At 44.3% G+C, this 14,814-nt stretch carries 8 protein-coding genes; all 8 read right to left on the reverse strand.

Going from position 1 to position 14,814, the window contains the following annotated elements:
• Positions 1 to 43: 43 nt before the first annotated feature.
• The 8 genes from BCU57_RS14705 to BCU57_RS14740 all read right to left on the reverse strand — a co-directional run bounded on the left by BCU57_RS14705 (position 44) and on the right by BCU57_RS14740 (position 14,814).
• Positions 44 to 874, reverse strand: coding sequence for a carbon-nitrogen hydrolase family protein (locus tag BCU57_RS14705; RefSeq protein WP_102439993.1), 831 nt, complete (start codon positions 872 to 874; stop codon positions 44 to 46).
• Entirely contained in the window at positions 798 to 5,165 is a 4,368-nt protein-coding gene (locus tag BCU57_RS14710) for a YhdP family protein (RefSeq protein ID WP_241903574.1), read from the reverse strand. Before BCU57_RS14710 ends, BCU57_RS14705 begins: the two co-directional genes overlap by 77 nt.
• Positions 5,165 to 6,655, reverse strand: coding sequence for a ribonuclease G (gene rng / locus BCU57_RS14715; RefSeq protein WP_102439994.1), 1,491 nt, complete (start codon positions 6,653 to 6,655; stop codon positions 5,165 to 5,167). Before rng ends, BCU57_RS14710 begins: the two co-directional genes overlap by 1 nt.
• A gap of 94 nt (positions 6,656 to 6,749) precedes the next feature.
• Entirely contained in the window at positions 6,750 to 7,337 is a 588-nt protein-coding gene (locus BCU57_RS14720; protein WP_102439995.1) for a Maf family protein, read from the reverse strand.
• Positions 7,338 to 7,339: 2 nt separating this feature from the next.
• Entirely contained in the window at positions 7,340 to 7,828 is a 489-nt protein-coding gene (mreD, locus tag BCU57_RS14725) for a rod shape-determining protein MreD (RefSeq protein WP_102439996.1), read from the reverse strand.
• On the reverse strand, positions 7,825 to 8,727 hold the full coding sequence (gene mreC / locus BCU57_RS14730) for a rod shape-determining protein MreC (RefSeq protein WP_102439997.1): 903 nt from the start codon (positions 8,725 to 8,727) through the stop codon (positions 7,825 to 7,827). The genes mreD and mreC overlap by 4 nt, the downstream gene beginning before the upstream one ends.
• Before the next feature lie 63 nt (positions 8,728 to 8,790).
• The gene (locus BCU57_RS14735) at positions 8,791 to 9,840 is read right to left on the reverse strand and encodes a rod shape-determining protein (RefSeq protein ID WP_076538556.1); all 1,050 of its coding nucleotides are present in this window, start codon (positions 9,838 to 9,840) and stop codon (positions 8,791 to 8,793) included.
• Between the two features lie 309 nt (positions 9,841 to 10,149).
• Entirely contained in the window at positions 10,150 to 14,814 is a 4,665-nt protein-coding gene (locus BCU57_RS14740) for a DUF6701 domain-containing protein (protein WP_102439998.1), read from the reverse strand.

Below are 14,814 nucleotides of genomic sequence, written 5' to 3' on the forward strand. Positions count from 1 at the left end.
CCGAACTTAATTCATCTGCTCGGTATGTTTGCTAATTCAGTATTTATTTTAACTGGGGCGCGATAAAGCGATTGTGCGCCACCACTGGAATTTGTTGTCTTATGGTCGCTAAGGCGGTTACATCAAGCTGGGCCTGAACCCAACCAAGGCCAGTTTTTTTCTCTGCGATAACCCTGCCCCAAGGGTCAACGATCATACTTTGGCCCCAGGTTTCTCGGCTACCTTGGTTATGCTGACCCCATTGATCGGCAGCCAGAAAATAACACTGGGTTTCAATCGCCCTTGCTTGGATCAAGGTTTGCCAATGGGCTGCGCCTGTTACCTTAGTAAATGCAGATGGCAAGGCAATAATTTCTGCCCCCGCTAACCTTAATGCCCTGAATAAGTCAGCAAAACGTATATCGTAGCAAATGGCTAAGCCTATCTTGCCAAATGGGGTGTCAATGACAGTGATACGATCCCCTGGGCAAAAAGTATCACTTTCTCGATAGGATTGCGTTTTATCGGCAACCTCAACATCAAATAAGTGTAACTTATCATAGCTGCCTAAGGTATTGCCTTCATCATCAAATAAGTAACTGCGACTATAGACCCTAGCTGCATCTGCAGAAATCGGGATAGTTCCGGCCACCATATAAACATGATGACGCTGAGCTAATGCGGCCAGTTGCTGTTTAAGTTTGCTGGATTCTTCCACAGCTGCTACGGCCAATTGCTGCTGCTCGTGGCCACCAAATAGCAAACTGCACTCAGGCAGTACTACCAGTTGCGGTTCATTAGCCTTTCGAGGTAATAGACTAAGCTGCGAGTCGATAAAGGCCAGATTGGCTTTGACATCTGTGCTGCTTTGACATTGCAATAAACTGACTTGCATTGGCGCCTCCTTGGCATTGTCGATGATACAGGCTAAAGGACACGATATTGGCTGCGGCCTCTGTGGCTGTTTCATCTGCTTTTAGGTTTATGTCAGTAGCATCTACTTCATTAACACCAGCGTCATTAACATTAGCTTTATTAACATTAGCTTTATTAACATCAGTTGCATTCGGCTGACTTTCAGAGCGGTTTAGTTCTACACTCTCAGCTTTAGAGCTAATAGCTTCCGAGCTTACCGTACCTGCCCCGACCTTATCAGGGCTGACTTGTGTTGCTGGCGTTCTTGGCAAAATTGATTCTGGGATTTCGATTTCTTTACTTTTTCGCTCAAGCTCTTCTAATTGTGGCTCGGTCATAGTACCACCAAGGCGAAAACGAATTTCAGAAATAACCTCAATCACAGGCTCTAATACCTTGGTCAAGGCAAAGGCACCTAAGCCTAAAGTCCATGCGCTGGTACTTAGCAATACCACTGTAGGCACACTTGATGCCAATTGCGGAATAAAGCGAATATCATAATTTAAACTTTGGGTGGTTAAATCAGTATAACCACGCACTTTCATATTACCGGCAATCGCATCCATTTCAGTGTCAGTGGTTTTAACCACACCGTTATCGATATTAAGTGAGCCCCCGAACGAGTCAAAGTGTAACCCTTTACCAAACACATCAGAAAAATCTAAAGATAACTTACGCACTATAGAATCTAGGCTAAATAGCGAGAATATCCGCGCACCTTTATCACTAATTTCAGATAAGTAACCTTTGCCCATATCAAAACGTAATTTACCGTTTAGGGTGTCTAATGAGAAACCATAAGGCGGGCCCTGCCATGAAAACTCACCAACTAAATCAAGGGGGGCGTCTTTTAAGCCGGGGTTAATCCCAAGGACTTCTGACAATGCATCAAATTTACTGGCTTTCAATTTAACATCAAACTTAGTCAGGTTTTTGCCATCTTTAAAGGTCCAATCGCCAGTAGCTTGCAAGCTAACAATTGGCCGGGTGAGGGTTAATGTTTGAAAGCGATAACCGTCTTCATAAGGAATACCCTGCAGCACTAAATGGCCCAGACGCCTATCGTAGATGCCAAAATCATCCACATCCACAGCTAATGGCGGTAAATTATCGAGCATATTATCTGGGCTGAACTCCGCTTCTTCAGCAGGTTTAACCCTGGGCGTTAAATGCAATTTACTGGCAACAACTTTTAAGCCTTGTTCACGCCAACTGGAATAAAAATCAACCCGCCCATCAAATTCTTGTGACAAAACATCAAAACGCCATACATGCTCTAACGGCTTGGCGCTAAAACTCAGTTGATTAAAGTCTTGGGCTAAAATATCTAATTTACCCACCTTGGCATCAATTAACGCTAGCGGCGGGAAGAAGCTAGCTTTTTGCCGCGTTAGGGTAGCTTCTGTGGTGCTAGGCTGGTTTTCAGTGGGCGCTGAGGTTTCCGCTGCATGGGCTGTCACAGTATCAACCACGGCTGACTCAGCTGCAGGCTTATTGGCAAAAATACTGGCCATTTCCTCTTCAGTATTTACCAGTGCCGCAGCCGTGGTATCTGGAAGATCGATACTTGAGCTTGCCTTATCGGTAAATTGACTGATGATCGGCAGCCACTGAGTCAGCACCGCATCAGGTAAATCAATAATGATATGACCTTGGTCTTTGGCAAGCTTGTCGCCTAACTTAAACTGACGCCCCAAGATCAGATCATAATGGGCTAAATTATCACCACTTTGTTGATTGAAGCCGCCCCAAAACTCAGCTTGTTTCGCTAGTTTAAGCCCCAATGAGGCCTGTTTATTATCGCCAATAAGCTCTGCACTTAATCGGGTAGGCGTAGCGGCTGCTTTTGTAAACGGCGCAGGTAAGGATAATTCAGCGCCAACTAAGTCTGAGTTAAGCTGTACTTGCAGGCTGTAACCTGTGGCATCAAATATCATAGTGACCCCGCCATCCCAATCCAGTTGACCGGAATAATAGTCAGATAACGGGTTATCAATATAATCAGGTAGATTGTCTAAATCCCACAATCCTTTTAAACCAACGCTTAAGGCTAAATCATCAGCTGAGGTTTTGTTGGTGCCAAAATCAAATGTCAGTGGCTGCTCAAATAAATCTGCGTTGATTTGATTGCCGTTAACTTCAGCATTAATAAATGCCACAGTGCCATTTACTTTTTCCAAGTTAAGCCCTGGTGTGGCGATAAACACCTGGTTATCGTTAAAATGAATTAAGCCTTTATTGTCAGCAACACCGCCCTCATACAGCGGAATGGTTAAATCTAAATCACTGATAATATCCCCTGAAATTTGTACCACATCCAAGGTCGTCCCCACAGATGATTGCAAAGGCGAGTTATCAATAAGCGTTTTTGCAGCCGCTGCTGTTGCCGCGATTTCAGCTTCAATTTTTAAGGTGGTATCTTTACCCATAAACGGAATATAAACATGGGCGCCAGCAGCATTTACGTCTAATAATTTGCCCTTATTAATCATGATATCCATGGCGGCATTTTCAAATAAGGCATATAAGCTCAAATCATCAACTTTGGGCCAATCAGGCTGAAACTCAAATGCGCCGTCATTAAGGTTAAACCCAGCTTGAAAAATACCTGAACTGTCTTGATAAGGAAAACCGCTTAGATCACCATGCCACACAACTTGCGCATCAGGAATATGACCTTTGAGAATAGCCTGGTTTAGATAACTGACTAAATCATCACTCATGGTTTTAAGAGGGAAATAACGCCCTGCATTGGCAGCATTGCTGATAGCCACATTAGCATTTAACGCCAAGTGCGCTTGCGCAGCCATATCCAGCTGCATTGATGCGGCGAGATCAATATCATCATTGTAAAAATGGACTTTGGGTAAGGTAAGCCGTGATTTAGCTAAACTATACTGCGCTTTAAATGCATCAGCCGATAATGTTAGCGGCGCTTCAAAACCATCTTGAAAATCTAGCTGATATTGCTGCGCAGGAAACTCGGCACTTAATAGATTATTAGCCCAAGAAAGGCTGCCATCAATGGGTTTACTGCCGGGAATATTCCCCGCAGCTTGCCATTGCAGTTGTTTAATATCAGTTTTAAACAATAGCGGTTTATCGGCAACTTTGAGTAATTGCAGTGGCCCAATACTGCCCTGTGGTTGCAATTTACCCCATTGTTCAACCCCTTTAAGGCCCATTGACGGGATTAACGGCAATAATGGTGTCAGCATTTCTGGGGCGATTTGATTAACGCTAACGGATAAGTCACGGTAGTTGGTTTTTAAAGATAGTTGTAATTCAGGCCAAGCTTGCTCATTCGATTTAAAATCAAGGTCATAGCTATTAATCTGCCAGCCGTTATCACTGGGCTGCCAAGTTAACGCGCCGCCACCAACTTCAAATTTCTGCGACTCAGTAGTCCCATGCCATTGTAGCCAACTTGGCTCAAAGACTAATAAACCAGTATTAATGGTGCGGTGCTCAAACCCGAGCCAAGCTTTTAAATTTACAATGCCTTCAAATTCAATGCTATCAAGCTTTAACTCTTTCTCATGTTGTCTTGATGCCCATTCCCCCAAGTCCAACGACTCAGCCGAGATATACACTTGGCCCTTAAGATTATCGGGTTGATAACCACTGCCTTTTAAATCAACTCTTAAAGCCAGTAGCTCTTTTTCTGAAGCTTGCTCATCAAGATGTATAAAGCCTTTAGCTCTGTGCATGCCCGCCATATTATGCCAAGTTAAATTACTAATAAATATCGGCCGATAATCATGGCTGTTACTGAGTAATTGTAAGGTGCCATCACTGATTGAAAAAGTCTCTAGTTGCTCTAACAATAGCGCATAGAGCCAATCGAGATCTGTGGCAGCAGCTGAGGTGGCCTCAGAGCTTGCAAGCGCATCCATGTTCAATGCCACATGAATGCCATCAAACTTGACCGTTTCGATTTGCGGGCTAAGGCTAAGTAGCGTTTGCCAAAAATCCAGTTTTAGATGTACCTTGCTGGCAATTGCAGTCACTGGTATAGCTTGCTGCGGCGGGATCACGATATTACTGACGGTTAAAGCGGGGCCATAGGCCTGCCATTCAGCAGAAACCTCACCCACTTGAACCTCAAGCTGATATTGCTGATATAAATAATCAACAATTTCTGAACGCACTTCAGGTAAATGTGGCAGTAAACCGCGGATAAGACTGACCGCTAGCGCGAATAGTACCAAGACTACGGCTACTGATTGAAAGCATATTCTGCACGCAATTAAGGTTTTACTCTTGGGCACTACACCATCACCACGTCATACTTATTTTGGGTATATAAGGTTTCATTTTGCAGTCTAATACGTTTACCGATATACACTTCAAGCTCGGCTAATAAATGGCCTTCTTCATTGCTTAAGCTCTTATAAACCGCAGGCGAGCAATACAATAAAAACTCATCTGCTTGGTAAGCACGATTCAAGCGAATGATTTCTCTAAACACTTCATAAGAAACAGTTTCAACGGTTTTCATTGAGCCAGTACCTTGGCAAGCTGGGCACTCGCCGCAGACGACGTGCTCTAAACTTTCACGGGTGCGCTTACGGGTCATTTCCACTAAACCTAAACCCGAAAAACCGCTGACACTGGTTTTAACTCTGTCGTTCGCTAAAGCGCTATTTAAGCTGTCTAGCACCCGCTTTTTATGTTCATCATTTAGCATATCAATAAAGTCGATAATGATAATGCCACCTAAATTACGTAACCGCAGCTGCCTAGCAATCGCTTGAGTGGCTTCAAGGTTAGTATTAAAAATGGTCTCGGCTAAGTTACGATGCCCCACAAAAGCGCCGGTATTAATATCGACTGTGGTCATAGCTTCAGTTTGATCAATAATTAAATAGCCGCCAGACTTTAATTCGACTTTACGCCCCAATGCGCGCTGAATTTCATTTTCAACGTCATAGAGTTCAAAAATGGGGGCTGGCCCTGAGTAATGTTCGAGCTTTTCAGCAATTTCAGGCATAAACTCTTGCGCAAAACCCTGCAGTTCTGCAAAAGTGCGTCGAGAATCCACTTGAATATGGTCAAGTTCGGCGCCAACAAAGTCACGAATAATCCGCACCTGTAGGGCTAAGTCTTGATACAACAAAGTCGCGCCTTTGCGCTTTCTACGTTCACAAACTTTTTTCCATACCCGTCGCAAAAACGCCGCGTCTTGAGCCAGTTCATCATCGCCTACGCCTTCAGCAGCGGTGCGAATAATAAAACCACCATCTTCATCAACATAAGGTTCGGTAATCGCTTTTAAGCGAGCCCGCTCAGTCTCTTCTTCAATCCGCTGAGACACGCCTACATGGCTTGAACCTGGCATAAAGACTAAGTAGCGTGAAGGCAAAGTAATATCTGTGGTGAGACGAGCACCTTTAGTACCAAGAGGATCTTTGACGACTTGCACTATGATGTCCTGACCTTGCCTGACTAATTCGGCAATATCACGCACCACAAAGTTGCCTTTTTCAACATCGGCAACACATTCGGTATGGGGAACAATATCTGAGGCATGTAAAAATGCAGCTTTTTCAAGACCGATATCCACAAAGGCAGCTTGCATACCAGGTAGCACCCGACTGATTTTACCTTTGTAAATATTACCCACTAAACCACGCTTCATACGTCGTTCAATATGGACTTCTTGCAGAACGCCATGCTCAACCAGTGCGACTCTCGCTTCTGTTGGCGTCACGTTAATCAGTAATTCAGAGCCTTTTTTACGCTGAGCTTTAGTTTGCATAAGCCACCTGTTTAACGTCTTGTTATACGATATGGGTTATCGAGCCAACTTCTGCAGCTCAGTGTCAAAGACAGATAACCTAAAGGAGTGTTATTTATTTAATCAGGTTCATTTCAGTGAGTAGTTCGCGAGTCTCTACTAACGGTAACCCGACGACGGCAGAATAACTGCCAATAATGGTCTTTACAAAACAACCACCTAACCCTTGAATACCATAAGCACCGGCTTTATCCATTGGCTCTTGGGTATCGATATAGGCATCAATAGTCTGGGCGGATAACTCACAAAAGGTCACCGCCGTTTGGCAAAGCCTTGTTAAGGTTGTAGTACCATTAGTCACTGCTACAGCTGTCATGACTTGATGGGTTTTCCCCGACAATGACGCTAAAATAGCTTGGGCATCTTGTCTGTCTACTGGCTTACCTAAAATCTGCTCACCTAGCACCACTATCGTATCTGAGCCTAATACTTTGGCATCGTCGATGTCAGTACATAAAGCTAAGCCTGCTGCGGCTTTTTCTTTGGCTAATCGCAGCACAAAATCGACTGCTGACTCACCAGGGATAAGTGATTCATCAATATCTGGAGCCACTTGTTTAAAAGAAAATCCAGCATCTGAAAAACCAGCTTGGGCCAGTAATTCTTTACGGCGAGGTGATGTTGAAGCAAGAACCCAACTCATACTTAGCGAACCTTATAACGTCGACGAATGTTGCGTAACACCCAAAAAAACCACCACCACATGAAAATACTGGATATCGCAGGTAGGAACATCGACCAATCGAAGCCAACCCCGTTAACCACAAATTCGACCCAATAAATAATAAAATGATATAAACACACAAACAGCGCCACCAATATAGACTGCTGCCAGCGGGTAAAGTTACGTAACCTTTGGGATTGGATCACAATAAGATAAATGACAATCGAAAAGGCTAACGAGCGCACCCCTAAGGTTGCGCCAAGCAGCACATCAAGCAGCACGCCAACGACCCATGCGGTAAGTACGCTATAACGATGTGGCAGTGCCATCGCCCAATAAATCATTACCATTAACAACCAATCTGGTCGCCAAGCTTCAACAATGGGCGGCAGCGGCATGATTTGAAACATCATACTGACAAAAATGGTGATCAACACCACCATGCGGCCATTGGCAATATGCGCACTCATTGGCTCACCTCAGTATCGGTCACTAATTCAGCATCTGCCTCAAGGGGAGGAATATCGGAGACTAATGTTGGCTTGAGAGACTCAAGGTCTTCATCAGGCCAAATCAATAATACATAACGGATACGGTCTAAGGCCGCTAATGGCTGCGCAGAAATAACTGAGTAACTTTGGCCAGCATCACGAGAAATGTTCATCACACGTGCCACAGGGTAACCTTCAGGAAAACGCTTACCAAGACCCGATGTCACCAGTAAGTCACCCACTTTAACGTCGGTACTTTTAGCCACATGGCGTAATTCGATTTCATCGATATCACCGGTGCCCTGAGCAATGGCGCGAACATCATTACGGGTAATTCGCACCGGAATACCGTGGCTGGTATCAGTCAATAATAATACTCGACTGGTAAGTTCACTCACTTCAACCACTTGGCCAACAACGCCTTTGGCATCGACAACCGACTGGCCGACGAATACCCCTGTGCGAGCGCCGTGGTTAAGTACCACATAATGCCTGAAAGGATCGCTTGCCACTTCCATCACTTCTGCGACCACTTTACGCGAGTCCATGTGTACCGGTGAGCCGAGTAAGGCTCTAAGGCGCTCATTTTCTTGTCTCAAGTGTTCAAAACGTTGTAAACGCTCAGACATCAGTAATTGCTGGCGCATCAACTCTTTGTTTTGTATCGCCAACATATTACGGGTAGCAATAGAATCGGCAGACCAATCCAGCATCACACCAGGGACATTAGCTAAATATTGAAGCGGGCTTAAAACAGAAGAAATGGACTGACGAAGAGGTTCTAGGCGATCATTAGCGATAAGTAATACCACCGACAAGATAATTGCCAGTGTTAATCTAAATTGTTGCGATATACCACGAACAAAAATTGGTTTCATAATTATCAGGCGGTGACATTTTAGCTATAGAAGTCAAAATATACACCGCCATTGGTTCGCTCTTTAGTTCTCTTCAGAGAATAAGTCGCCACCGTGCATGTCGATCATCTCTAGCGCTTTACCGCCACCACGAGCAACACAGGTTAGCGGATCTTCAGCAACCATCACCGGGATACCGGTTTCTTGCATGAGCAAACGGTCAAGATCACGCAATAATGCGCCACCACCGGTTAATACCATGCCACGCTCAGAAATATCTGAAGCCAGCTCTGGTGGAGACTGCTCTAATGCAACCATTACCGCACTCACAATACCTGATAACGGCTCTTGTAGCGCTTCTAAGATTTCATTGCTATTTAGGGTAAAGCTTCTTGGTACACCTTCGGCAAGGTTACGACCACGTACTTCAATTTCAAGTACTTCGTCGCCAGGATATGCAGTACCAATAGTGTGCTTAATACGCTCAGCCGTTGCTTCACCGATTAAGCTACCGTAGTTACGGCGTACGTAGTTAATGATGGCATCGTCAAATTTGTCACCACCAATGCGTACTGATGACGAGTAAACCACACCGTTTAACGAGATAATCGCCACTTCAGTAGTACCACCACCAATATCAACAACCATTGAACCTGTAGCTTCTGATACTGGTAAACCAGCACCGATTGCAGCAGCCATTGGCTCTTCAATTAAGTAAACTTCACGCGCACCAGCGCCCATGGCTGATTCACGAATGGCACGACGCTCAACTTGTGTTGCGCCAACTGGCACACAAACAAGGACACGCGGGCTTGGACGGAAAAAGCTATTGTTATGCACTTGCTTAATGAAGTGCTGTAGCATTTTTTCAGTCACGTAAAAGTCAGCAATTACGCCATCTTTCATTGGTCGAATTGCTTGAATATTTCCAGGAGTACGGCCTAGCATTTGCTTTGCATCTGTACCCACAGCAGCTACTGATTTTTGTCCGCTGCTGCCACGCTCGCCACGAATCGCGACCACCGATGGCTCGTTTAGCACGATCCCCTCGTCACGAACGTAAATTAATGTATTTGCCGTACCTAAATCGATCGATAGGTCATTTGAAAAAACGCCACGCAGCTTTTTGAACATGTATCTAGCCTGTATTCTGTATCGTCAGAAGAAAGAAAAATCAGGTAACTTTATCAATGCCGCTGGCTTTCCACAAGACCGAACAGGTTAACAATCGCTAATCTAGGGTTTTTTTTTCTATATTAGGCAAATTAATTAAATTTTGACTTAAAACAGCCTATAAACGCTGAAAAAAACATCAAAAACCAACCTCCATGGAATCGCGATATCCAAGACTCACGGCTTAACAGCAGTAAGTTTTGGTCAGCGTTAGCTCAAAAGTAGTATTAATGACATTAAGGCAAATGACCTAAGCGCTAAAATCAGCAGCTAACGGACTTCGCGCCAATAGATAATCCGATCATGACCACGATAGCGACCAAAAAAAGCGCTAGCTCTTGGGTCATAAAGGGTGGTGGAAGATAAATCGTCCCAATCCCAATACCATTGCAGCCACACTGGCACAGTTAAAGGCGCGCTAACTTGGCCTCTATAATCATTAGGGCCAGTGATAAGTGCATTCCATAACAAGGTAAACTCACCGTTAGCAAAACTGCTTGATTGACCAGTTCGCTCAATCGCTTGGCCAGACGTTAATGCCGGTTCAAATTGATAACCCAATGCAGCATCATCAGTTTGACGAGTTAATGCTGGCGTAACCACACTACAACTATCTTCAACATTTGTAGCCCAGCCACTGCCATCCCAATATTCAGCACGAATTGGCATTTTTAGGGTATCGTTTTCAGCACCATAGGTATTATCCATCACGATGCGTCCATGGCGAAAACGCTGAGTAGAAAGCAATTTAGCATCACAATTGCTGCCACAACTACCAGAGGTTGCCGCATTCATATCAGGATTGGCCACAAAGGCAAGATCGCCATCGTTGTCATCGACAATAACCCCGATATCAAAGTTACCATAAGGGCCATCTTTACCTGGAGCAGCAAGCCTGCTCAGTGCCGCCATATAGCTACTATCCACTGTTGCTACACCTGCAACCCAAGAACTAGCCGTAACAGGCAGCGCACTCAAGCGATTGCGTTTATCATTCCCATCTTGGCTGTCAGCCCCCACCAATATCGCAGTGGCTTTAGAGAAATTGCCTTGATAATTTTTAGTTACCTCACTGCCAATATTAAAGGCACTGATATTCATTGCCAGTGGGAATGGCTGGTCCATATAACTAAAGCCTGTGCAGCTAGGTAAAACACTCACGCCACTAATGGCGAATCTATCAGGTACAAAGCGGCCTATATTGCCCGAGCTTGCCAGTGGGATATCGTAAAAACTTGAACCTTCATAAGTGGATGGCGACTTAACTGTAAACTCAAATACCCCTACTTCACTGATAGATTGCGTAATAGTATTGGTATTATTAGTCGCAGCAATATGGTTGTAATTACCAATACTAAGACTGCCTTGCTCACCAGGTATTGGCGACACCAGTTCACTGCCCAAAGTCATCCCACTATGGATATAGTTAGGCGTAGTTAAGTTGTCACAAAAATCGCCATCATTATCAGACTGCCAAGCCATACCTTGTATCGTTAAATCAAACTCCTCACCGGCTTTTTTATATACATTGCAACTGCTATCGCCCGCTGCACAGCTAGCATTGGCATCAACAGGTTTAACGCATAAACCCACAGGAAAGCTGACAAATGAGTCTGCGCCCACCATCACTAATCCATCTTCCTCGCCAGTGCCATCGTATTGCGCATTTAATTGCATCTGACCCGCATCAGGGTAATTCACGCTAATATCGGCTTCGCCATTAGCATCAAAATCCAGCGATATCAGTGTGCGTGCGCCAACGGATGTCCCTATATCAGTTGCTGCGCCATTACCGGTTACTGCAACTTGCGCCCCAGATATAACTGAACTCGGCGAAACGTAATCGCTCCAAAAGCCCACATCTTTAGTCACATCAGCAAATTGCGGTACGCACGCTTGTGAGGCATCATCTTTTTTCACCGCAGAAACGCTAATACCAGAGGCAGGTTTATTAGCCAGCTTGTCCGGCACAGTAAAAATAAAGCCGCTGTCAGCAAAATTAAAAGTACATTGCGCTGCTGTGGGGGTATTACCGGCAATGCTACACAAAGTCGTACTAAAAGGTTTAGCGCCTGGTGTTGAACCTATTACGTCAACCGTAACAGCACCGGGCGTATTACGACGTAAGTCGACAGTAGTTGAACCACCGCTGAAGCCCACGACATTACCGCCAACCCAACCACCGCCAGTCGCAATGGATGCAGGGCTCAAGGTTGCGGTAACAAAGTCAGGGATAGTTTGAGAGCAGTCTGCATTAGCACAAGCTTTCAACGTCATAGGTTCAGCGTTACAAGTTAATGCTGCACCTGTATGAGTAAATTCAAAGTGATCAATTACCACTCCAACAGGTGAAGAATCAAGCGCACAAAACTCGACATCATCTATTGCATGGATATTGGTTGCACCGCCTGTGGAGCCGGTAATAGAAAGAATAAAATTATCAGGTATTGCAGCCTGTGTAGGAATATCTAAAACATCAAAGAGAGGGATTATCTCAACAAAGCCACTTCCTGTATCGCGTGAGACTGACACCCATGACTCTCCTGTTACTCTTGAGTCGATAATGATTTTATATCGGTGTGCAGGACTGGAGTTGTTATCATCCACTTTAGGCGATAGACAGTCACCATTGGTATTCGAAGTCCCGTTATTACAAGTTCCTCGTAAATAAGGGTAGCCACTGGTGCCACTGCCAGAACCGCGAATAGCGACACTTTGACGGCGGCGGCCTATATTGCTATCTCCACCTTCTGCTGAGAAGTTGCCATATTCATCAATACCAATACCGAGCCAGCCACCAGCAAAGCCTGCCACGTTACCTCTATAGCCATAGCCTAATGGCCCACCAGCAGAACCTGGTTGTGGTGTTATCGAGGCATCTGAAAACACCAATGCTATACCGTCAGCACCGCTACCGTTATAAGCAAAGTGATCAAATTCAATCTCTATGAGATTATCAGCTGCAGGAAATAAACGTTGGTATGTCGTTGAAGTTGCCTGGTTTCCAGCTGCTTGTGTAAGCTGTAATCTATTACTGACAATCGAAGGAGTGAAGTTACCACTTGAGCGAGCAGCGACCCAATCAGTGCCTAAATCACTGCGGTTAAAGTCATCAGTAAAACATTGGGTAAGCGGTACGGATTTCTCTAATGCAATAAAACTATAATTTTCCCAAATATGACGGCGATCGGTATCGCTATAAGTATCTTCATCAACCACCATACTGACGGTATCATTAGTCAACTGACAACGGCGCAGCCAGCCTCCATCACCGCCACGTCGACTGGTTTTACCTGACACTAAGACTGGCGCATCGCTAAAGCCCGTTAAACTAGTAGTGAAGTTACACTGATAATCTAAGTCCTGAATATTTGCCGCAGTAAAAGTCTGCGCATTACCAAAATGAAAATTTGTACTTTCACCATTTAACTCAATAGTACCGTTACCTGCCTTTAACGACATATACGCTACGGTTTCGGCTTGAAGCCCATTATTATCTAACCCACCGTCCATACACCGATTCGGATTTGTCACCCTAACCTCAGATGCCTCTAAAGCAACTTCAGCCCCAGTCGTTGTAAATTGCGAGGTAGTGGTAAGCCAACAATTATTAACCTGAGTTTGTATTTGGTGCAAAAAGATATCTTGGGTGTCGGGTAATGTCACATCGGTATAAGGTGAGTTTGATCCAATTAGCGCATCATCTACAGCCACAGTTCCGGCGATCAATTCGGTGCCATTGGATAAGTCATGGGTGCCTTCTGTAACTGCAATCCAGTGCACCTCTACCATATTGTTAGAATCAACCTTTCGCCTTGCTGGTGAAGGCGGCTCTTGTTGCTCCCAGCTAAAGCCAGATGTGGTGACACTGCCTTGTTCTAAAAAGACTGAAGCGGGGCCATCACCATTTGCATCAGTTTCAGAAATGGTCGGCATTAAAAAGATTAGCGGTGTTGAACCTGCGGGGAAAGGCGTCTCAAAACTAACACTCCCTGTTGTAGCTCCAGTATTCGGATCAGTTATAGATATAGACTTACCGTATTGAATATGGAATGGAATAACTGGATCTGGTGGGAGGTCACAATTCGGTATAACATCGATATTTGCAGCAGTACCGGAAAAGGTTACATTTGAACTACCTTGTAAAGTGACATTTCCTCCAGTTACAGCCCCTTCTAGATTAGCACTACCTGAAATAATGGCCTCCCCCTCAGAAACCACATAACCTGTTAAATTCGCGCCACCATTTAAAGTGAAGTCACCATAGTGATATAACAAGAAGCGCTCAGCATCATCAATTAAGTTTAAGTTAAAATGAGTATAATCATTTTTAACAAAAAAACTCACAACGCCAGTGTCAGGAAAAATAAGTTTCACTCCATTGTTTAAATATAACGTTTCGATCCAATACTGTCCGGCGGTGAGCTTAATGTTACCTGAACCAATATTTAAACTTTTTATCTTGTAGACGCCTGAGCTATTATCAGAAGTAAACTCGATTGTATGAGTTGAGCCAAAATCAAGTTCTATATCTTTGTATTCCCCATCCGTAACAATTGTTGTGGTGTCCTCCCAAGGAGGAATTACATTAATAGCACTCGATGATTCACATTGAGAAAACTCAATCCTATCTGTGGGTAAAGAGGCTATGTAATTGCCCGCTTTACAATTTTTAGCATTGTCATTTTCAGGGATACACCCCTTATAATTTGAGGCCCCTCCTTGAACATAATTAAAGGTAGGAAGCTGCCCGTTTATCGGCGCATTTTTTATTGTCGCAGTATTTAAATTTATGATACCTGCTGAAGTGTAATTATTTACTCCTTCCTTAAACGTTTCACTCCAATCTGCATTCGCTGAATTCAATGAAATTAACAGTAAAAATATCCCAATATTAAGTTTAGAGATAAATGACAAATAGTCTTGTTTTAACAT

This window comes from Shewanella sp. 10N.286.48.B5 (assembly GCF_002874355.2).
GTDB lineage: Bacteria > Pseudomonadota > Gammaproteobacteria > Enterobacterales > Shewanellaceae > Shewanella.

What these genes read in the sequence shown, in the direction of transcription:
- BCU57_RS14705 (WP_102439993.1), bottom strand. Translation starts at nt 874, where the DNA reads ATGCAAGTCAGTTTATTGCAATGTCAAAGCAGCACAGATGTCAAAGCC.
- rng (WP_102439994.1), bottom strand. Translation starts at nt 6,655, where the DNA reads ATGCAAACTAAAGCTCAGCGTAAAAAAGGCTCTGAATTACTGATTAAC.
- BCU57_RS14720 (WP_102439995.1), bottom strand. Translation starts at nt 7,337, where the DNA reads ATGAGTTGGGTTCTTGCTTCAACATCACCTCGCCGTAAAGAATTACTG.
- mreD (WP_102439996.1), bottom strand. Translation starts at nt 7,828, where the DNA reads ATGAGTGCGCATATTGCCAATGGCCGCATGGTGGTGTTGATCACCATT.
- mreC (WP_102439997.1), bottom strand. Translation starts at nt 8,727, where the DNA reads ATGAAACCAATTTTTGTTCGTGGTATATCGCAACAATTTAGATTAACA.
- BCU57_RS14735 (WP_076538556.1), bottom strand. Translation starts at nt 9,840, where the DNA reads ATGTTCAAAAAGCTGCGTGGCGTTTTTTCAAATGACCTATCGATCGAT.
- BCU57_RS14740 (WP_102439998.1), bottom strand. Translation starts at nt 14,814, where the DNA reads ATGTTAAAACAAGACTATTTGTCATTTATCTCTAAACTTAATATTGGG.